The organism is Luteibacter sp. CQ10 (assembly GCF_040900725.1).
Taxonomy (GTDB): domain Bacteria; phylum Pseudomonadota; class Gammaproteobacteria; order Xanthomonadales; family Rhodanobacteraceae; genus Luteibacter.
Map to the genome: position 1 here is coordinate 447105 of NZ_JAEUYM010000001.1, position 20242 is coordinate 467346.

The window sequence follows — 20242 nt, forward strand, 5'->3', positions numbered from 1 at the left end:
GAACGCATGCGCCGCCCCCATGTCTCGGGTTTCACCCTCATCGAGCTGATGATCGTGGTGGCGGTGATCGCCGTGCTCACGATGATCGCCTTGCCCTCGTACACCAAATACACCTTCAGGGCACGTCGTGCCGAAGGCCAGGAGCTGCTTCTGCGCACGGCGACGGCACAGGAGCGTTACTACTCGACCTACAACACCTACGCGGGAAGCCTTACGACCGACCTCAAGTTCGCTTCCGATACGAGCACCAACGGCTATTACAAGGTCACGGTGGCGCCCTTGGGCGGCGCATTGACGAGCGGCTACGTCCTTACCGCGTCGGCGCAGCTGACCCAGGCCGGCGACGCATGCAAGAACCTCACGCTGGATTCGAACGGCACGAAGTCGCAGACCGGCACGACGACGAACGGGCGGTGCTGGTGATGGGCCGCCGGCGGATCGTGACGGGGTTCTCCGTCCTCGAACTGATGATGACGGTCATGATCATGGCGGCGTTGCTCGCCATCGCCGTTCCCGCCTGGCGGACCGTCGTGCGCCGCAACTACGTCAGCACCACGGTCAACAACCTCGTCGCCGACATGCAATACGCCCGTTCGGAAGCCGCCAGCCGACACCAGTTCGTATCGATCTGCCGCAGCGTCAGCGGCACCGGGTGCGACGTCGGCGGAGTGAACTACGACGCCGGGTATATCGTTTACGTCTATAACGCCGCCGCCAACGGTGCCAACCAATCTTTCGGCGCGGTGTCGGGCCTGACCCTGCTGCGCCGGGTGCCGGCCCTGCCGGATGTCTCCATCCAGGCGACCGACGGCAACGTCATCACCTTCGGGCAGACAGGTTCGCCGATCGCCAACGGGTCGCGTACCGCGCTTACCATGGTGGTCTGTGCACGTAGCAAGAGCGGGGCGACCGACGTGGGCCAGAATACGACCACGACGCCGGGCGCGCGGATCTCCCTCGGGGTATCGGGCTCGATCGCCAGCTCGAAGCTGGCGGCTGGTGCGGCTTGCACGGCCAGCTAGGCCATGTTGACGGCCTCCTTTCCCATCCATATAATGGCGCGCTCGATGGGCGGTTAGCTCAGCGGTAGAGCACTGCCTTCACACGGCAGGTGTCACAAGTTCGATCCTTGTACCGCCCACCATCGAATTAGCCCTGTTAGACAGGGACTTAAAAGGGAATCCATAGCGGGTTCCCTTTTTTGTTGCCGTCGAGAACGTGCACAACTTACCCCGGTCGTTCACAGCGTGCAATGTGCACGGACCTGACGACCCTCTGAGCATGCACAGCTAGATTTGTGCACAGCCTCGACTAACCCATTGATCCGTCTATAGGTAGCCCTGCCTAGTTGAGGCAAGGGACACACTGCGTGTGCCCTTCGGCTAGCGCCTCAGCATCTACCGCTGAGCTAACCGCCCATCGAGAGAGGTAGCTGACGCCTCCGGCACTCGACCGTCCTGGCTGATTCTGTGACGACCCTTAGAGGGGTGGCCCCGGGGGACGGGGGTATGCCTACTTATATGCAACGCAGGTACAATTTTTCTCGGGGAAATGCCAAGAGGGCAGGGGATGAAAAAGATTGCATTGGCTGCTGTGGCCTGCATAGTTGTGTCTGGATGCTCGGTGCCCAGGTCGGTAAAAGAGGGTGGACCTCTTGCGGGGCAGGCTGTCAGTTCTCAGAAAAAGGTGCTTGTTCTCTCTGTGACCGATGGTCAGGAGAAAGGACAAGACCCTGCAATTGGAAGCGGGCAAGCTGTCGTCGCATCAGTCAGAAAATATCTGACCATGCACGGCATCCCTATGTCGGTATCTTCGTCTGCTAACACTGACCAAGGTATTGTTGAGGCTGATGCTCAAGGCTTCGATTATGTGCTCAAGCCAACCATCATCCTATGGGAAGATAACGCTACTGCATGGTCAGGCAATGGAGACAAACTTAGTATCTCCATGGAACTCTTCGATGCACGCACTCATCAACTTGTAGCAGCATCAACTCATAAGCGTGTAGCTACAGGTGCAACCTTCGTCGGTGGCTCTCCTGATCGATTTATTGATGAAGTGAGCAATGGTGCGCTTGGGAAGATTTACGGATGGAGCGAAGCCAAGTGACGAAGCCATTTGCTTGGACCTGTCCGTACTGTCAGCAGAACGCAACGATTACATCTAGCAATTTTGAAGAGCAGCTTATACCTCTCAATAAAGATGGAAAGCATGGTCTTCTAGGATTTAGCCTGGCTTACATAGTTTGTCCGAATTCTGACTGCAAAGAATATGAGCTTCTAGCTTGTCTTAACCGCGCACGATATAACCCTAGGCTCGAAACATTTGGCGGAGAGCTTAGCATATGGAATTTGCGACCTGAATCCAGTGCGAAGCCAATGCCTTCATATGTGCCGTCTGCAATCGTTGAGGATTACAAAGAGGCTTGTCTAGTACGAAATCTTAGCCCCAAGGCATCCGCAACGCTGGCCCGTAGATGCTTGCAAGGAATTATTCGTGACTTTCATCAAGTCAAGCCTGCGAATCTTTTCAACGAAATAAACGAGATCAAGGACAAGGTCGATGCGGTAACTTGGGCAGGAATCGATGCTGTGCGTAAGGTTGGAAATATCGGTGCACACATGGAGAAGGATGTAGACGTCATAATTGATGTCGAGCCCGAGGAAGCCCAGCTTCTGATTGGCCTAATCGAGACCCTTATCAAAGAATGGTACGTGGCTCGGCATGATCGCAAACAGGCGATGGATGCATTGGTGAAGCTTGCTGCTGATAAGGATGCCGCCAAGAAGCCTCAGACTTCCTCCTGATTGACAGGGCCATGAGCGGGTGTAAGATCTCGCTCCACGGCAAACAGGCCAGCCCCTCAAGGGCAAACCGTAGGTGGCCTAGGGTCATCAGGTGGTGGTGAGCTAGACAGCTTGGGTGAGCCCAGGTGATCTATGTGAGCTGCCACTTCCCCCGCACAGGGTCTAAAGGTGCAGACCTTGACAGCCGGTGAGTAGGCGTCGCCTCTATATGGCAAGAGGTTGAAGGTTCTGCCATCGGTCCACCCATGCCGAACATGGGTCATAGCTGACACGCAATGTGTCCCTATGCTTAGAAGTCTTTCTAGACGCCCAAGGGGAGGGTACGTCGATGAAGTGGCTAGACTTAGTTGTACGCCTGATGCTACCTCTATCCATCGCATTTGCTGCTTGGATGTACTACGAAGCCAACACTATAGAGTACAGAGGCTGTGTCGAGGCGTTGAATAGCGTCAACAAGAATCCGCTCGCACCTAAGCTAATCTGCTCCACGCGATTGCATCAAGGCGCGACTTGATGGAGCGATATCAAGCATTGGTTGCTGGATTGCTTGCGATTGTGTTGCAGCTCATCTTCGCATACATCGGGGTACTTATGATTGCTTCATTCGCGAGAGACGTATGGTTGACTGTCAGCGAATGGTTCTGAACTGCACGGGAGTAGGCGTCAGAAGGTCTTGTCACCATCACCATCAAAATAAATAACTATTTGACGACACTAAGCGGTACATGACTTGCTAAACGAGCAACGTCATCCGCATATTCGTTAGCAATCTTTGCCTCAATGGCGATATGTCGCTGTACTTCTGACTTGGGAGGGCGACCCACTGGTCGCGAGTGTCCTGTTACGCGTAGAAGTTCTTTGACAGCGGCTACATTTTCTTCTTCCATACTCTTCTTGAGAACCTCTAGGGCTCTGTCTTGCCAGTAGAGTCGATGCTCTCTATCCCATCCTTGATCTTCCGCATATGTATCTAAGCTAATCAGGCTAACGCCCCATCGCTTTGCTAGGTCGCTATGAGAGTACGCCTCAATATAGGCTTGTTTACCATCCTCTGGAATCGACATAGTTTGTCTCCTTATAGTTAACTGTTGGTCCTGTGTAGCGGAGCTACCCAGGTGTTAAGAGCAAAGGCAAGAGCTAGCCTATGTCGATACATAAGGAATCAATGCTCTTGCTCTTGATCTTCTTCTTTATGCGTGCTTTTGATGACGCTCTTGATTTGCCAGCTATGCTGGCGGTGCTCTTGATCTTCTTGGCCGTGGGCCAAGGTGGACACTTGGTAATGCCCACCCATGGCTTAGGTTGGCTCTCGTTGAGAGCACTCCCTAGCTGAGCCTCTCCCTCAGAGAGGTGGCTCTAGGTATCGGCTAAGCATCAGGTGGGTCTAACTGAGCGGGTGCTCAGATTCCACCAAGGAAGTGAGTGTTCACGTTTCTACTAAATATTACTTAGTAGGAAAATGAACATGTTATCGGAGGAGCTTGTTGACCTTGCCTAGGCTAACGTCCAGCCGACTGGCAATGGCTCGCTGAGACATACCCTCAGCCTTGAGCGTCCTAGCTTGCGAAGCTAGGTTCTCACGCTCAATGCCTCTGTCAGCCTTCTTCTCCGTAGGGGCTTGCTCAGGAGGCTCAATCATCAAGCTAGTGTCGATGATGCAGGCTCCATCAAAGTCCCTCATAAGCCTTCTGGCTTGGGTGTAGCTGGTAACGATGTGGTAGGTGGTATCAGAGGTATCCTCGTCCCTAACCATCGTCCGATGGGAGAACTGGATGAGTTGGTCACCCTCTCTCTCCCACCTCATAGCATCCCGACCTTCCTGTAGTGGAATACCCATCTTCTCAATGATGCGCTTAGCGGGTCCAAGCTCATCAGGTGAAGGGTTGCCATGAAGCATATGGATGGAGACCTTGCGGTCTCTCCATTGATTCAACCCTCTGGTATCGAACGGAGTTCGTTCTACGTTGGCGGGTAGGGCAGGCCTGCACCATTCGTGACTAGCGAAGATGGCTCGAGCGTCACCGACGAACGCTAACGCTGTATTTAAGACATGCTGACCAAAGCAATCCTTGGTCCACTCCTTAGCCCTTGATCCGTCAGGAAGAGTGAGCAACATGCTCTTGGAGATGTATGCCCCTTCATTGTCCCTGACTAGGGGAAGGATCACAGGTAGACCATTTCGCTCAGACCGTCTCTTGTTTACCCGAAGGGTGAAGGCCTTACGGTGTAGGTGTCGAGCTACCAAGCTACGTTCGACGTTTGCTCCCATGAGCGTAACCGTATCTGCATAGGAGAAAGGCTTGGTGTAATCAGTGAATCCCTCAACAGAGATTCTCACTACGTCTTTACCCTTATCGTTCTTCTTAGGTACAGCCGTCGCTGTCTTAGTCTGACTAAGCATGGCATCCAGAACTAACAAGAGCGTCTTATTGCGTGTCCTTCTATTCCTGGCATCTTCTATGCCCTGAGCATGAATTTCCCAAGCTTCTTCCATCATCGATGGGTTTAGGATGAGTCCGCCATTGTCATCACAGTCTCCAACATAGGGAGCGATGACGTGTTCGAATTCGCTTGCTAGTACTGTGACAGCCTCAATGTCTTCTGTCTTGAGGCACTCATCTACATAGAGGTTCCATCCATCGAGTAGCTCAGGTCTGACCGAGGCTAAACACTTATGGGTGATGACGAGGATGGTATCCGTCTTGTTGCCAAGTGCAACGTTAGCTCTATGGATGACCGATCCTACGTCCTGTAGCGGGCTGGTAAAGATGGGGGTGTAACTTCGGCCTTGCTCTGTGAGCCTACCCATAACCTCTTCGGCTAGGCGTCTTGTAGGAGCGGCATATACATACCGCTTCCCCTCCTGAACTTGCTCAATGAATTGCTTAGTCTTACCTACTCCGGGGTTGCCTGATAATACGTCGATTACTTGGGTCATATGTCTCCTTGCTAGGCTATTGCTAGTGTGTCTAATAGGGTTGGTTGTTACTTGTTCTTGGGAAGCTGGCCTAACCGCTCAAGGTCATCAATGATCTTCTTGAGGGTGGTTTCTCTGGTGAACGTGCCATCCAGCCCACTAAGCGGTGGAAGGTTGATGCAGGTGATAAGACCATCTTGCATCGACGCATAAGAGATACCTTTGTAAGTCTTCGTGTCGCCAACAATGGCTCTGTTCTTCTCAGTAATCATTGCATCTAGTTCAGCATCAGCCTTGCGCTTGATTTCCATGTTCTGAAGTTCGTGCGGGGAAAGATAGTGATGGGACATTGGCATTACTCCTTGATGTTGTACTTGGCGTTGATTTCGCGCTTGATCTCGCGCATGGCATCGATAGGCTTGGGCTTAGCGTTTGGCTTAGACAGGAAACTCAAATCATTAGGATTGGTCTGTACGGAGTCATTGCCGTACACGGCGTCAATCTCTGCACGTACATACGGATCGGCCCTGTACAGGCCAGTGATGGCGTCACGCTTACACTGATTCCAAATCTCTAAACCATCCTTCAAGTTGTCCAGGCCACGTAAGCGACGCTGTTCCTTGGGATGCGGGGTGACCGTGAGGTTGTCAGTAGGGAAGGCGTTAGTGCCATTCATCTCATCAAAAATGCTCGACATAATTTCTCTCCTTAAGTGTCAGTGGTGCGGTATCGGGTTTTGTCGTTTCGATTAAGGCCGTCTCTGGTCTTCTCGATTAGGCCTAAGGCAACTAACTTGCGCACGACGGCAACTAATGCCGAAGGCGTAAGCCCAGTCAGGGTTCTCAGGTCTGTGAGGCTTAGTGATGCCCACTCTTTATCGGTCTGTCGATTCCTGATGGCTAGATAGACGATCTTGTGTGTGAGTCTCTTGAGGTGCTTATGCTGGAACGCCAGCACATCCTCCACGGTGGTACTCATGGGGTTTCTCCTTATGGGTGGACGACGCACAGAGACACCTCCTGGCCCTAGGTCAGGAGATGTTCTGAGGTGGGTTCGCGCAGGGTTCTGATGCCCGTACTTAGTCGTATCTAAGAGCTACGGAATATAGACTGACTTCTGAAACTGATTTTCAGAAAATGAAGTCCCCTACTCAGTAATATCGCTAAAAAAGCAAATCGTATTGTCGAAATCCTAGAAATTCTTCTTCAGTCGATGAGATGGAGCACATCCCGAGCGTTCAGATGGGTATACCTAGCCACTGACCGTGGGTCACGATGACCACTAACCACCATGATCTGAGCATTGTTCAAACCCTTCTTAGCCACCTGTGTGATGCGGGTATGGCGTAGTTGGTGGATACGCACAGTGTCAGGGAGACCAAGCTTCTCCCTAGCCCTTTTAACCGCATTAGACGCACTGTGCGGCTTTACCTTGAAGATTCTTTCTGAGGGTAAGGCCTTGCCTTGGCATCGCGTTGCAGCGAGTTCTAGAAGCTCTACAGCACGCTTAGTGAGAGGCACATTGCGTGTCCCTGTCTTACCGTCAATGACGTCTACTATGCGTTCTTCCAGATGGATGCACGAATGAGTGAGCTTGATGATTTCAGACCGACGCATAGCGGTCTCATATGCAAGCTCAACGATGATCGCCATCGTGGGTTTCAACGCACCTAGCAAGGCATCGAGTTCCTCTCTACTCACTACCTTGTCGCTAGGCTTGGATGCAGGAGGCATGACGATGCTGGCTACAGGGTTAGTTACCTCTAGCAATAGCTCCCTCTGCGCGTATCGATAGAACCGCGAGAGGAACGCTAGCTGAGCCCTACAGGTTTCCGGCTTCACCTGCTTGAGTCGGGCAAGTTTGAAGTCATTGACCATCCTCGGAGTGAGTTGGTCGATGGTCACAGGAAATACCTGGGCAAGTTGGTCAGCGATCATCCGACACTTGCCATAGCCCTGATGGCCGCTTAGACGGGCCTCAGCATAGGCATAGCCCAAGTCCCTCACGGTGGGTAGGGCATTGCCCTGTGAAGCTTCCTCTGCCTTCCTGAGGGCTTCCTGACCATCTACCCATGCCTGAGCGGCGGCCTGCGTGGGGAAGGTCTTGGAGACGGGTTTCTGCCCCTTGGTCCGTACCTGTACGTTCCAGTTCCCACTGGATAGCTGTCGGATGTTGGCCATGTTCTGAACTCCTATGGTGTAAGGGAGTTCTCGACAACCTCTTGTATGCCTTAGTAAACTTAGGAAAGACCAAGGGTTTTCACACGGCAGGTGTCACAAGTTCGATCCTTGTACCGCCCACCATCGATTCCAAAAACCCGGCTCAAGGCCGGGTTTTTTCTTGTCCGTCCCCAGTAAAGCCCCCAGCAAGCCGCGGTGCTTAAAATGGCCCGGTGACGACGCCCGGATACCGCCATGCACGAAGTACTCGCCGACATCCATCTCATCATCCTCACCCCCTGGAAGCTCGTCGGCCTCCTCGGCACCTTGCTCTTCACGGCGCGCTGGTTCGTGCAGTTCTACGCCACGAAGAAGAACAAGCGGGTCACGGTGCCGATGTCGTTCTGGTATCTCTCCGTGAGCGGCAGCGTGCTGACCCTGGCCTATTTCATCTGGGGCAAGAACGACTCGGTGGGCATCATCCAGACGGCGTTTCCGATGCTGGTGTCGTTCTACAACGTGTTCGCGCACCTGCGGCACAAGGACACCAAGGAAACCGTCAAGCCGGGTGGGCCCGAGGACAACTGATCGCCGATACGATCGGCTCCCACGCCTTCGGTAGCCAGGTTTCGGTGACATGGCTACCGAAGGGGTGGGAGCGGACCGTGTCCGCGAATCCTGCGAAGCGAATCAATCGGGATCGTAATCGAGGTAAGGCGCTAGCCACCGTTCGGCTTCCGCGCGCTCCCAGCCCTTGCGCTTCGCGTAATCGTCCACCTGCTCCCGGGTAAGCCGTCCCACCACGAAGTACTGGCTGTCGGGATGCGAGAAGTACCACCCCGACACCGCCGCCGTGGGATACATGGCGAAGCTGTCCGTGAGCTCGATACCGGTGTGTTTCGTCGCGTCGAGCAGTTCGAACAACGAGCGCTTCTCCGTATGCTCGGGGCAGGCCGGATACCCGGGGGCGGGGCGGATGCCCCGGTAGGCCTCGTTGATCAGGGCGTCGTTATCGAGCGATTCGTTGGGCTCATACCCCCAGAACTCCTTGCGCACGCGCTCGTGCATGCGTTCGGCAAAGGCCTCGGCGAGACGGTCGGCCAGGGCCTTGAGCAGGATTGACGAATAGTCGTCGTGGGTGGCTTCGAATCGGGCCACGTGCTCGTCGATGCCGATGCCGGCGGTCACGGCGAAACCGCCGATCCAGTCCTGCACGTCGACGTCCTTCGGTGCGACGAAGTCGGCCAGGCAGAAATCGGGACGTTCCACCGGCTTGTCGGCCTGCTGGCGAAGGTGGCGCAGCGTGACCGCGGCCTTGCGCTTGCCGGTGCCCGGTTCCGCAAAGACCTCGATGTCGTCGCCGACCTGGGCCGCCGGCCAGAAGCCGATCACGCCACGGGCGGTGAGCCACTTCTCGGCGACGATGCGGTCGAGCATCGCCTGGGCATCGCGATAAAGCTCGCTGGCCTGCGTGCCGACTACCTCGTCGGTGAGGATGGCTGGAAACTTGCCCGCCAATTCCCAGGCGTTGAAGAACGGTGACCAGTCGATGTAGTCGCGCAGTTCGGCCAGGTCGTAGTCGTCGAACACGGTGATACCGGACGTCTTCGGGGCGGGAGGCACGTAGTTTTCCCAGTCGCCGCGAAAACGCTGCGCGCGTGCCTTCGCCAGCGGCACCAGTTGCTTGCCGGTACCGCGCCCGCGATGCCGTTCGCGCACCTCGGCGTATTCCGAACGTACCTTGGCGATGAATTCGTCGACGAGGTCCTTGCTGACCAGCGACTGCGCCACGCCCACGGCGCGCGAAGCATCCTTCACCCAGACGGTGGGCGACTTGTAATGCGGCTCGATGCGCAGCGCGGTGTGCGCGCGCGAGGTGGTGGCGCCGCCGATCATCAGCGGCACCTGGAAATCCTGGCGCTGCATCTCGCGGGCCACCTGGCTCATTTCTTCCAGCGAGGGTGTGATGAGGCCGGAGAGGCCGATGATGTCCGCGTTCTCGGCGCGCGCGATGTCGAGGATCTTCTGCGTGGGCACCATCACGCCGAGGTCGATCACCTCGAAGTTGTTGCACTGGAGCACCACGCCCACGATGTTCTTGCCGATGTCGTGGACATCGCCCTTCACCGTGGCGAGCACGATCTTGCCATTGCTCTTGCCCACGTCGCCGGAGCGTTTCTTCTCTTCCTCGATGAAGGGAATGAGGTGGGCCACGGCCTTCTTCATCACGCGCGCGGATTTCACCACCTGCGGCAGGAACATCTTGCCCGCGCCGAAGAGATCGCCCACCACGTTCATGCCGGCCATCAACGGCCCTTCGATCACGTCGAGCGGACGGGAGGACAACTGGCGCGCTTCCTCGGTGTCTTCCACCACGTACTGGTCGATGCCGTGCACGAGCGCGTGGCTCAGTCGGTCGATCACGGTCTTTTCGCGCCATGCGGCGGATTCGACGACCGCGCCGCCCTTGCCGCCCTTGTAGGTGTCGGCAATGTCGAGCAGGCGTTCGGTGGCGTCCGGGCGGCGGTTGAGTACGACGTCCTCGACGCGCTCGCGCAGTTCCTCCGGCAGGTCGTCATAGATGGCCAGCGCACCGGCGTTGACGATGCCCATGTCCATGCCCGCCGCGATGGCGTGGTAGAGGAACACCGAGTGGATCGCCTCGCGCACCGGGTTGTTGCCGCGGAACGAAAACGAGACGTTGGAGACGCCGCCGGAGATGTGCGAGGCGGGAAATCGCCGCTTCAGTTCGCGGGTGGCCTCGATGAAGTCCACGGCGTAATTGTTGTGTTCTTCGATGCCCGTCGCGACGGCAAAGATGTTCGGATCGAAGATGATGTCCTCGGGCGGGAAGTCCAGCCTGTCCACCAGCAGCTCGTAGGCGCGCGAGCAGATCTCGACCTTGCGCTCCTTCGTGTCGGCCTGGCCGGCCTCGTCGAAGGCCATCACCACCACGGCGGCGCCGTACTGGCGCACCTTGCGGGCATGTTCGAGGAACAGGGCCTCGCCTTCCTTCATCGAGATGGAGTTGACGATGCCCTTGCCCTGCATGCAGCGCAGGCCGGCTTCGATCACGCTCCATTTGGAAGAATCGACCATGATCGGCACGCGGGCGATGTCCGGCTCGGACGAAATCAGGTTCACGAAGCGCGTCATCGCCGCCTCGGAATCGATCAGTCCTTCGTCCATGTTGATGTCGATGATCTGCGCGCCGTTTTCCACCTGCTGGCGGGCGACGTCCACGGCCTCTTCGTAACGGCCTTCCTTGATCAGCTTGCGGAACTGCGCCGAGCCGGTGACGTTGGTGCGCTCGCCGACGTTGATGAAGTTGAGGTCCGGGGTGAGGACCAGCGGCTCGAGGCCGGAGAGGCGGGTATAACGGATGCTCATGCGGCGTTCGCGCTGGCCTGGCGGATGCGGGGCGGGTAGGGGGAAACGGCCTCGGCGATCGCGGCGATATGCGCGGGCGTGGTGCCGCAACAGCCGCCGACGATGTTGATCAGGCCGTTCGCCGCGAAGTCGCGGATGGTGGCGGCCATGCTCTCGGGCGTTTCGTCGTATTCACCGAAGGCGTTCGGCAGGCCCGCGTTCGGGTGCGTGCTGACCGCCGCGTTGGCGATGCGGGCGAGCATCTGCACGTGCGGGCGCAGGTCTTCGGCGCCGAGTGCGCAGTTGAGGCCTACCGACAGCGGCTGGATATGCTCCACCGAGTAGAAGAAGGCTTCCGCGGTCTGGCCCGAGAGCGTGCGGCCGGAACGGTCGGTGATGGTGCCGGAGATCATCACCGGCACGCGCGCACCCAGTTCGTTGAACAGTTCCGAGAGCGCGAACAGCGCGGCCTTGGCGTTGAGGGTGTCGAAGATGGTTTCCACCATGATCGTGTCGGCGCCGCCTTCGATGAGCGCGCGGGCCGATTCGACGTAGTTGGCCTTCAGCTCCTCGAAGTCGATGTTGCGGAAGCCGGGGTCGTTCACGTCGGGCGAGATCGACGCCGTGCGGCTGGTGGGACCGAGCACGCCGATGACGAATCGCGGCTTGTCCGGCGTCAGCCGGGTCATCTCGTCGCAGGCCTCGCGGGCCAGCCGGGCGCCTTCGCGGTTGAGTTCGGGCACGAGGTGTTCGAGGTGGTAATCGGCCTGGCTCACGCGCGTGGCGTTGAAGGTGTTGGTTTCGACGAAATCGGCGCCCGCTTCGAGATAGGCACGGTGCACGCCCTTGATGATCTGCGGCTGGGTGAGCAGCAGCAGGTCGTTGTTGCCCTTGAGATCGCACTCGCCCGGGTGGTCGTGCTCGTGCAGGCTGTCGTGGCCGCCGGAAAAGCGCTCGCCGCGGTAGCCGGATTCGTCGAGCTGATGGCCTTGGAGCATGGTGCCCATGCCGCCGTCGAGGATCATGATCCGCTCGGCGAGGCCCTTTTCGATGAGGGCGACGCGATCGGGGTGGAGCCAGGGAAGGGTGCTCATGGAGGCCTCCGGATCAGGGCTTGCGGGCGAGCAGGCTGATGACTTCGAAATGCGGCGCGCGGCGCTCGCGGCTCAGGCGTTCGCAGCTGACCACGTCGAGGCCGGCGTCGCGCGCGAGGGCCGAGAGGCCTTCGCAGCCGAAGCCGAGGTTGCGGTGGTCGAAGGGCTCGACCACCGCGCGGTGGTCGTGCTCGCCCAGGGTGGCGGCCAGCACGCGGCCGCCGGGTTTGAGCACCGACGCCACCTGGCGGAACACCTCGTCGGGATGCTCCGAATAGGTGAGGGCGTGCATCAGCAACACCAGGTCGAAGCGGCGGTCACCGAGGTCCAGCGCGTGCATGTCGCCTTGGCGAACTTCCACGTTGGGGAAGGCGGCGAGGCGCTGGCGGGCGGCGTCGGCCACGCGTTCGGAGCTGTCGATGCAGACGATGGAATGGGCGTGCGGGGCCAGCAGTTCGGCGGTGACGCCGTCGCCGGAGGCGATGTCGAGCACGTCGCCGGTTTCCAGCAGCTGGAGCAGCGAGCGGGCCAGGGTTTCCCAGGTGCGGCCCGGCGAATAATGGCGCTCCATGTCGCCGGCCACGGTGTCGGCCCAACCCTCGCTGCGGGCGCGCTGGGCGAGCACGGCGGGCAGGCGTTCGGCGTCTTCGCGGAGCAGGGCGTCGCTGAGCGTATCGCGCAGCGATGCCACCAACGCGGCCAGCGTGGGGTCGGCTTCGGCGTTGGCTCGATAATAGGCGGACACCCCCGCGCGGCGATCGCGTACCAGCTCGGCTTCCTTGAGCTTGGCGAGGTGGGTCGAGACGCGGGGCTGGGCCAGGTGGAGCACGGCGGCCAGCTCGGCCACGGTGAGCTCCTCGCGGTCGAGCAGGGCGAGCAGGCGGACACGGGTTGGATCCGCCAGGAGCCGCAGCACCGTGGAGGCGGTCGAGAGATCCATCCAACATCCTTTTATCGCGATACAGAGATACCAAGGATGCGGCCGATGGCGCCCAAGGTCAAGGCCGCATGTTGCGGTGCAGGGCGGCAAAGGATCGAACGGCCGTTAGAATGGTCGGATTGTCTTCCCCACAGAACCTGCCGGCCGAAGGGCCTGCGTGAGGTAATACCCATGGATTTCCGTTTTACCGACGACCAGCTGTCGATCCAGTCCATCGCCCGCGATTTCGCCCAGAAGCGCATCGCGCCGGTAGCCGCCGAACTCGACGCCAAGGGCGAGTTTCCGCTGGACAACATTCGCGAGATGGGCCAGCTGGGCCTGATGGGCATCGAAGTGCCGGAAGAGTACGGTGGCGCGGGCATGGACCCGGTCGCCTACGTGCTGGCCATGGTCGAGATCGCCGCGGCCGACGCCGCCACCTCCACCATCATGTCGGTGAACAATTCCCTGTTCTGCAACGGCATCCTGAAGAACGGCACCGAGGAGCAGAAGCAGAAGTACGTGCGCGCCATCGCCTCGGGCGAGGCCATCGGCGCTTATGCGCTCACCGAACCGCAGTCGGGTTCCGACGCCTCCAACATGCACACCCGCGCGGTGAAGAACGCCGACGGCGACTGGGTCATCAACGGCAAGAAGAGCTGGATCACCTCCGGCCCGGTCGCGCGCTATATCGTGCTGTTCGCCGTGACCACGCCGGGTATCGGCGCCAAGGGCGTGTCGGCCTTCATCATCGACACGCAGCGCCCTGGTTTCCTCGCGGGCAAGACCGAGCCCAAGCTCGGCATCCGCGCCTCGGCCACCTGCGAGATCGAGTTCCACGATTACGTGTGCCCGAAGGACGACATGCTCGGCGACGAGGGCAAGGGTTTCTCCATCGCCATGGGCGTGCTCGACGCCGGCCGCATCGGCATCGCGTCGCAGGCGGTGGGTATCGCCCGCGCGGCTTACGAGGCCACGCTGCAGTGGTCGCGCGATCGCAAGGCCTTCGGCACGCCGATCGGCACCTTCCAGATGACCCAGTCGAAGATCGCCGACATGAAGTGCAAGCTGGACTCGGCCCTGCTGCTGACGCTGCGCGCGGCGTGGACGAAGGCCCAGGTGGAGAAGACCGGCGGCCGCTTCGGCACCGAGGCGTCGATGGCGAAACTGGTGGCGTCCGAGGCGGCGATGTGGATCGCGCACCAGGCGGTGCAGATCCATGGCGGCATGGGTTACTCGAAGGAAATGCCGCTGGAGCGTTACTTTCGTGATGCGAAGATCACCGAGATCTACGAGGGCACGAGCGAGATCCAGCGCCTGGTGATCGCGCGTGCGGAGACGGGGTTGCGCTGAGGGGCGTGCTTTTCCGTAGGGGCGTGGTCGCTCCCTCGGACGAAAGGCGCTGGGTTCCCGCGTGCGCAGGAACCCGGCGCCTTGAGGTCGGTTATCGCGAAACGATGGAGCGCACAAAAAAAGAGCCCGGCGTTCGCCGGGCTCTTTTTTTTAACCGTTACGGTCGATCCGTGCCCCTGCGGGGATCCGAATCGAAGGCCCTTACGTCACCGACGTTCGGTGCGTGCGGACCCGTGTTCACGGGACCCGGGCCGTTGCCGCCGTGCGGGTCATGGCCGTCGTCGGGGCCATGGTGCGGCAACTTCTGCGAGGCCTCGTCGAGCTTGTCGCCCAGCATGCGGCGGACCACCACGTAGAACACGGGGATCAGCAGCAGGCCGAGGAAGGTGGCGAACAGCATGCCGCCGATCACGCCGGTGCCGATGGCGTGGCGGGAGTTGGCGCCCGCGCCGGTGGAGATCGCCAGCGGCAGCACGCCGAGGATGAACGCCATCGAGGTCATCAGGATGGGACGCAGTCGCAGGCGGGCGGCTTCCACCACCGAATCGCGCAGCGTCTTGCCTTCCTGCTGCTGCTCCACCGCGAATTCCACGATCAGGATCGCGTTCTTCGCCGCCAGGCCGATGACGGTGATGAGGCCGATCTTGAAGTAGATGTCGTTCGGCAGGCCGCGCAGCATCGAGAACACCACCGTACCCAGCATGCCCAGCGGCACCACCAGCAGCACGGCCACCGGGATGGACCAGCTTTCGTACAGGGCGGCGAGGCACAGGAACACGATCACGATGGACAGCACCATGAGCATGGTGGCCGAGTTGCCCGCCAGGATTTCCTGGTAGGACTGGCCCGTCCAGTCATAGCCGAAGCCCTTGGGCAGCTTGTCGTTGACGATGTTCTCGACGATGCCCATTGCCTGGCCGGTGGAGTAGCCGGGGGCGTTGTTACCCACGATTTCCACGGCCGAATAGCCGTTGTAACGGGTGAGGGCAGGGGCCGCCATCGTCCACTTGGAATGGACCACGCTCGACAGCGGCACCATGTTGTTGTCGGTGGACGTCGACGCGCTGGCGACCGAGCCGCCGGTGGCGGCGGATCCCGTGGTGGCCTGGACGTTGCCGCTCGGCGTGAAGATGTGCTGGAAGGCGTCGGTGCCCATGCGGTACGGGGCATCGGCCTGCACCATCACGCGCTTCACGCGACCGCCGTACTGGAAGTCGTTGATGTAGACCGGCGCCAGGGTGAGCTGGATGGCGGTGTAGATATCGCTCACCGACAGACCCATGGTCTGCGCTTGCGTGCGATCGACGTTCAGCTGCAGCAGGGGCGCGTCTTCCAGCGTGTTCGGGCGCACGCCGACCAGCGCCTTGTTCTGCGCGGCGTTGCCCAACAGCACGTTGCGTGCCTGCGTCAGCTCTTCGCGCGACTGTCCGGCACGTGCCTGCAGGTACATGTCGATGCCGCCGAACTGTGAAAGGCCGCGAATCGTCGGCAGGTTCACCACGAAGATGGTGGCGTCGCGAACCGACTGCACCTTGCCATTGGCCTGCTGGATGAATTCCGTGGCGGTGGTGTCGCGTTCGCTCCAGTCCTTCAGGCGAATGAACACCATGCCCACGTTTTCGCCCTGGCCGACGAAGCTGAAGCCGGAGATCTGGAACACGCCTTCCACCGACGGATCCTTCAGCAATACCCCGCGAATGTCACCCATGACTTTTTCGGTGCGGGCGATGCTCGAACCTGGCGGCAACTGCACGATGGCCAGCGCGAAGCCCTGGTCTTCGTCGGGCACGAAGCTGGTCGGCAGGCGGCTGAACAGGAAGCCGCAAAGGACCGCGATGAGCACGAACACGATCATCCAGCGCGGTGCATGACGCACGGCCGAGCCGATGTGCCCGGAATAGGTGTGCGTGGTCCAGTCGAACACCTCGTTGAACTTGCGATAGACGACGTTCTTCTTCTTGCCGTGCTCGTTCTTCAGGATGGTGGCGCAAAGGGCCGGGGTGAACGAGAGGGCGAGGAAGGCCGAGAAGCCCATCGACACGGCGATCGTCAGCGCGAACTGCTTGTAGATGATGCCCGAGGCACCCGGTTGGAGGGCAGAAGGAATGAAAACCGCCGCTAGCACCACGGTGATCGCCACGACGGCGCCGGTGATCTGGCCCATCGCCTTGCGCGTGGCTTCCTTGGGCGAGAGATGCTCCTCGCTCATGATGCGCTCGACGTTCTCGATCACCACGATCGCGTCGTCCACCACGATGCCGATGGCCAGCACCATGCCGAACAGCGTGAGCTGGTTGATGGTGAAGCCCATCGGCGACAGGCCGAGGAAGGTGCCCAGCAGGGCCACCGGGATGACCAGGGTGGGGATGATCGTGGCGCGGAAGTTCTGCAGGAACAGCAGCATCACGAGGAAGACGAGGATGATCGCCTCGACCAGGGTATGCACCACTTCCTCGATGGAGATCACCACGAACTTGGTCGAGTCGTACGGGGTGAACCAGGTCACGCCGTCGGGGAAGCTCTTGGAGAGCTCGTCCATCTTGGCGCGCACGGCGTTGGCGACGTTCAACGCATTGGCACCGGGCAGCAACTGCACACCGAACGAGCCGGTGGCCGTGCCGTTGTATTGGGCGTTGAACCCGTAGGTCTGCGGGCCGAGCTCGACGCGGGCGACGTCCTTCAGGCGCACCACCGTGCCGTCGTTGTTGGCGCGCAGGATGATGTCGCTGAACTCCTTGGCCGTGGTGAAGCGGCCTTCGGCCGACACCGTGGCGCTGAAGCCCTGGCCGTTCACGGCGGGATCGGTGCCGATGGAGCCCGCGGCGAACTGCACGTTCTGCGTGCTGAGCGCGTTGCGCAGATCGGACGCGGAGAGGCCGTAGCCACGCAGCTTGTCCGGGTTCACCCAGATGCGCATGCCGTATTCGGAACCCAGCTGGCGGGTGTTACCCACGCCGGGGATGCGCGCGATCTGGTCGAGCACCTGCGAGGAGACCAGGTCGGTGAGGCGGTCGCCGTCGATGGCCGGGTTGCTCGAGGTGAGCGCCACGAACATCAGGAAGTCCGGGTTGGACTTGGCGACTACCACGCCTTGCTGGGTCACTTCCGAAGGCAGGCGCGGCGTCGCGAGCGACACCTTGTTCTGCACCTGCACCTGGGCGATGTCGGGATCGGTGCCCGTCTCGAAGGTAAGGGTGACCTGTGCCTGGCCCGAGGAACTGGAGGAAGAGCTGAAGTAGAGCAGGTGGTCGATACCGGTCAGCTGCTGCTCGATGACCTGGGTCACGGTCTTTTCGGTGGTGTCCGCGCTCGCACCCGGATAGGTGGCGGTCACCACGACCTGGGGAGGCGCGATGTTCGGATACGACTCGATACCCATGTTCAGCAGGGCGATCGTGCCGCAGAGGCTGATCAGGATCGCCACCACCCACGCGAAGATGGGGCGGTCGATGAAGAAACTCGGCATGAGAGAACTCCCTTACTGCTTGCCGCCGCCGGCGGCCTGCGGAGCCGCCTGGCCGGCGGCATCACCCGCGGCCGGCTGCTGCTGCGCGGGCGACGCCTTCACCGGCGCGTTTTCGCGCGCCTTGGGCAGGCCCTGCACGATGATCTGGTCGCCCGGCTTGAGGCCGCCGGTGACCACCCAGTTCGGACCGTCGATGCGGTCGGCCTTGATCGGGCGGCGAACGGCCGCGGACGGTACGGTGTTCTCCTTGCCCGACTGCGGATCTTTCACTTTCGCCTCGCCGACCACCATCACGTACGCCGAGTTGGCATCGCGCAGCACGGCCGCCTGCGGCACGAGGAACACGTTGTGCAGGCTGCCCAGGTCGGCCTTCACCGTCACGAACTGGCCTGGAAGCAGGCGCATGTCGGGATTGGCGAGCTTCGCGCGGAGGTTCACCGTACCGGTCTGCGGGTTGACCGTGGCCGAGGAGAAGTCGAGCTGGCCCTTCTCGGCATAGTCGGAACCATCGGGCAACTGGATGGTGACGGTGGACTTGTCGGTATCCGAGAGCGTGGCATTGCCCGCGGCGGCGGCGCGACGCAGCGTATCGAGATCGCTCACCGACATGCTGAAGTTCACGTAGAGCTGGTCGATCTGGTCGACCTGGGTCAGCAGGGTGGTTTCGTTCTGGCCGACCAGGGCGCCTTCGGTCACCTGCTGCTGGCCCGCCCGGCCGTCGATGGGCGAGACCACGTCGGTGAAGCCGAGGTTGATCTTCGCGGCCTGCACGGCGGCTTCGCCCTGCTTGACCGCGGCATTGGCCGTGCGCTCGTTGGCCTCGGCGGTGTCGAGGTCCTGGCGCGAGACGTAGTTCTTGCCGATCAGGCCGCGGGCACGATCGGCCTGCGCCTTGGCGTTGGCCGCCGTGGCGCGCGCCGAGGCGAGCTGCGCCACCTGCTGGTCGAGTTCGGCCTTCAGCGGCTGCGGGTCGATCTTGAAGAGCGGCTGGCCGGCCTTGACGTCGGTGCCTTCCTCGTAGAGGCGATGCAGCAGGATGCCGGGAACGCGGGCGCGGACGTCGGCCGTGCGATAGGCGGAGAGCCGGCCGACCTGGTCCTGGACGAGCGGGACGTCCTGCGGCTGGGCCGAAACGACGCCGACTTCCGGCGGGGGCGGCTGCTGGGGAGCTTCCTGCTTGTGGCAGGCGGCGAGTGCGGCGACGAGGCCGGCGGCCAGCAGGGAAGTGCGCAGGGGCAGGGGTTTCATGAGAACTCCGTTCCGATTCCAGGTTTCTTGTTCGTTCGCGCCGGGGCATCCGGAAGGATGTCGTACGCGTGCATAAATACGGTTACCGCGTGCCTTGCCCATGCGTCCTGTGCCTTGCGTCCCCTTGCCCGGCCGCCGAAGAGGCGCCGGTCGCCTTCCACGCCGTGCATCATGGCAAGAAACAGCTCGGCCGCCACGTCGGGATCTTCCCGGCGCATCCGGCCCTGGTCCATGGCCTCGGCCATCAATCGGGCCAACCGCTTCGCGAGGGTGTCGATCGCGAGGCGGAAGAACGTTTTCGCCGCCGCCGGAAACCGGGGCGCTTCCGCGATCAGCATCCGGCCGAGCGCGACGTTGGCGTGATCCATCACATGGGTCTGGTGGGCCTGCGCCAGGGCGTGCAGGGTGGCTGGCAGGCTGCGGCTTTCGGGGGTGAGGCTCGCATGCAGGGGCAGCACGAGTTGCTCGACGGCGGCATGGAACAGCGTGTCCTTGTTGGCGAAGTGCGCATACACGGTCTGCTTTGACACGCCCGCCTCGCGTGCCACGGCTCCCATGCTGACGCGGTAACCGTCACGCAGGAATAACGCACAGGCCGCCTGGAGCACCCGCTGCTGATGATCTTGAGCGGGGCGGGGATCCAGGTGCGACACGAGCGTTACCTGCTGGACTATACCGTCCAGTTTAGAATCTCGGTCCGGCCAGCGTCAACGGTTTATTTACCGGACAAAAACGGGAATTGCTGCGTTGCACATTCCTTCGCACCGATGCCGTCGCGCGCATATTCCCACGACGCCTCCCGGTTATGCCGCGATGCATCGATAAATCCGTTTCCGCTGACGTTTCGCGGCTGTGGCTAGTTGATGTCGCTGAGAGCTATCCTTTATCGGTTTTCCTCTCTCCCCAAGCC

18 protein-coding genes and 1 tRNA gene are annotated in these 20242 nt (G+C 60.5%); 7 read left to right on the forward strand and 12 right to left on the reverse strand.

Annotated features, from left to right (window positions below; all coding sequences use genetic code 11):
* Nucleotides 1-6 precede the first annotated feature (6 nt).
* From JNG39_RS02100 to JNG39_RS02120, 5 genes are all read left to right on the forward strand, one after another.
* A complete protein-coding gene (locus JNG39_RS02100) occupies nucleotides 7-423 on the forward strand; it encodes a type IV pilin protein (protein WP_368309380.1) in 417 nt (138 codons plus the stop codon).
* Nucleotides 348-1022, forward strand: a complete 675-nt coding sequence (locus tag JNG39_RS02105; RefSeq protein ID WP_368309382.1) for a GspH/FimT family pseudopilin — start codon at nucleotides 348-350, stop codon at nucleotides 1020-1022. The genes JNG39_RS02100 and JNG39_RS02105 overlap by 76 nt, the downstream gene beginning before the upstream one ends.
* A 47-nt stretch (nucleotides 1023-1069) precedes the next feature.
* A tRNA-Val gene (locus tag JNG39_RS02110) sits at nucleotides 1070-1144 on the forward strand.
* A gap of 425 nt (nucleotides 1145-1569) precedes the next feature.
* Nucleotides 1570-2109 (forward strand): DUF4823 domain-containing protein, encoded by a 540-nt coding sequence (locus JNG39_RS02115; protein WP_368309384.1) that lies wholly within the window; start codon nucleotides 1570-1572, stop codon nucleotides 2107-2109.
* Nucleotides 2106-2807 (forward strand): DUF4145 domain-containing protein, encoded by a 702-nt coding sequence (locus JNG39_RS02120; RefSeq protein WP_368309385.1) that lies wholly within the window; start codon nucleotides 2106-2108, stop codon nucleotides 2805-2807. Before JNG39_RS02115 ends, JNG39_RS02120 begins: the two co-directional genes overlap by 4 nt.
* 701 nt (nucleotides 2808-3508) lie before the next feature.
* Here JNG39_RS02120 and JNG39_RS02125 read toward each other — a convergent pair.
* The 6 genes from JNG39_RS02125 to JNG39_RS02150 all read right to left on the reverse strand — a co-directional run bounded on the left by JNG39_RS02125 (nucleotide 3509) and on the right by JNG39_RS02150 (nucleotide 7904).
* Nucleotides 3509-3871: a hypothetical protein gene (locus tag JNG39_RS02125; protein ID WP_368309386.1), complete on the reverse strand. Its 363-nt coding sequence runs from the start codon at nucleotides 3869-3871 to the stop codon at nucleotides 3509-3511.
* Between the two features lie 404 nt (nucleotides 3872-4275).
* The gene (locus tag JNG39_RS02130; protein ID WP_368309387.1) at nucleotides 4276-5745 is read right to left on the reverse strand and encodes a hypothetical protein; all 1470 of its coding nucleotides are present in this window, start codon (nucleotides 5743-5745) and stop codon (nucleotides 4276-4278) included.
* A gap of 47 nt (nucleotides 5746-5792) precedes the next feature.
* The gene (locus tag JNG39_RS02135; protein ID WP_368309388.1) at nucleotides 5793-6074 is read right to left on the reverse strand and encodes a hypothetical protein; all 282 of its coding nucleotides are present in this window, start codon (nucleotides 6072-6074) and stop codon (nucleotides 5793-5795) included.
* A gap of 5 nt (nucleotides 6075-6079) precedes the next feature.
* Complete coding sequence (locus JNG39_RS02140; RefSeq protein WP_368309391.1) at nucleotides 6080-6421, reverse strand: hypothetical protein; 342 nt, start codon at nucleotides 6419-6421, stop codon at nucleotides 6080-6082.
* Between the two features lie 11 nt (nucleotides 6422-6432).
* Nucleotides 6433-6702: a MarR family transcriptional regulator gene (locus tag JNG39_RS02145; protein WP_368309392.1), complete on the reverse strand. Its 270-nt coding sequence runs from the start codon at nucleotides 6700-6702 to the stop codon at nucleotides 6433-6435.
* A gap of 227 nt (nucleotides 6703-6929) precedes the next feature.
* Nucleotides 6930-7904 (reverse strand): tyrosine-type recombinase/integrase, encoded by a 975-nt coding sequence (locus tag JNG39_RS02150; protein WP_368309393.1) that lies wholly within the window; start codon nucleotides 7902-7904, stop codon nucleotides 6930-6932.
* Between the two features lie 234 nt (nucleotides 7905-8138).
* Here JNG39_RS02150 and JNG39_RS02155 point away from each other — a divergent pair, with 234 nt between their 5' ends.
* Entirely contained in the window at nucleotides 8139-8471 is a 333-nt protein-coding gene (locus JNG39_RS02155; protein ID WP_144911123.1) for a lipid-A-disaccharide synthase N-terminal domain-containing protein, read from the forward strand.
* 102 nt (nucleotides 8472-8573) lie between these two features.
* Here the strand turns inward: JNG39_RS02155 and metH are convergent, their stop codons facing one another.
* Genes metH through JNG39_RS02170 form a run of 3 tightly spaced genes read right to left on the reverse strand, consistent with a single transcriptional unit; the run spans nucleotide 8574 to nucleotide 13286 of the window.
* Nucleotides 8574-11273 (reverse strand): methionine synthase, encoded by a 2700-nt coding sequence (gene metH, locus JNG39_RS02160; protein WP_368309395.1) that lies wholly within the window; start codon nucleotides 11271-11273, stop codon nucleotides 8574-8576.
* Nucleotides 11270-12346: a homocysteine S-methyltransferase family protein gene (locus tag JNG39_RS02165; protein ID WP_368309396.1), complete on the reverse strand. Its 1077-nt coding sequence runs from the start codon at nucleotides 12344-12346 to the stop codon at nucleotides 11270-11272. Before JNG39_RS02165 ends, metH begins: the two co-directional genes overlap by 4 nt.
* Nucleotides 12347-12359: 13 nt before the next feature.
* The gene (locus JNG39_RS02170; RefSeq protein WP_368309397.1) at nucleotides 12360-13286 is read right to left on the reverse strand and encodes an ArsR/SmtB family transcription factor; all 927 of its coding nucleotides are present in this window, start codon (nucleotides 13284-13286) and stop codon (nucleotides 12360-12362) included.
* 171 nt (nucleotides 13287-13457) lie between these two features.
* Here JNG39_RS02170 and JNG39_RS02175 point away from each other — a divergent pair, with 171 nt between their 5' ends.
* Nucleotides 13458-14618: an acyl-CoA dehydrogenase family protein gene (locus tag JNG39_RS02175; protein ID WP_368309398.1), complete on the forward strand. Its 1161-nt coding sequence runs from the start codon at nucleotides 13458-13460 to the stop codon at nucleotides 14616-14618.
* Between the two features lie 157 nt (nucleotides 14619-14775).
* On the opposite strand, the gene JNG39_RS02180 is transcribed toward JNG39_RS02175, so the two are convergent.
* The 3 genes from JNG39_RS02180 to JNG39_RS02190 are packed head-to-tail and all read right to left on the reverse strand — an operon-like array spanning nucleotide 14776 to nucleotide 19985.
* Nucleotides 14776-18084, reverse strand: coding sequence for a multidrug efflux RND transporter permease subunit (locus JNG39_RS02180; RefSeq protein WP_368309399.1), 3309 nt, complete (start codon nucleotides 18082-18084; stop codon nucleotides 14776-14778).
* Between the two features lie 12 nt (nucleotides 18085-18096).
* Nucleotides 18097-19332 (reverse strand): efflux RND transporter periplasmic adaptor subunit, encoded by a 1236-nt coding sequence (locus JNG39_RS02185; RefSeq protein WP_368309400.1) that lies wholly within the window; start codon nucleotides 19330-19332, stop codon nucleotides 18097-18099.
* Nucleotides 19329-19985, reverse strand: a complete 657-nt coding sequence (locus JNG39_RS02190; RefSeq protein ID WP_368309401.1) for a TetR/AcrR family transcriptional regulator — start codon at nucleotides 19983-19985, stop codon at nucleotides 19329-19331. Before JNG39_RS02190 ends, JNG39_RS02185 begins: the two co-directional genes overlap by 4 nt.
* Between the last annotated feature and the right edge of the window lie 257 nt (nucleotides 19986-20242).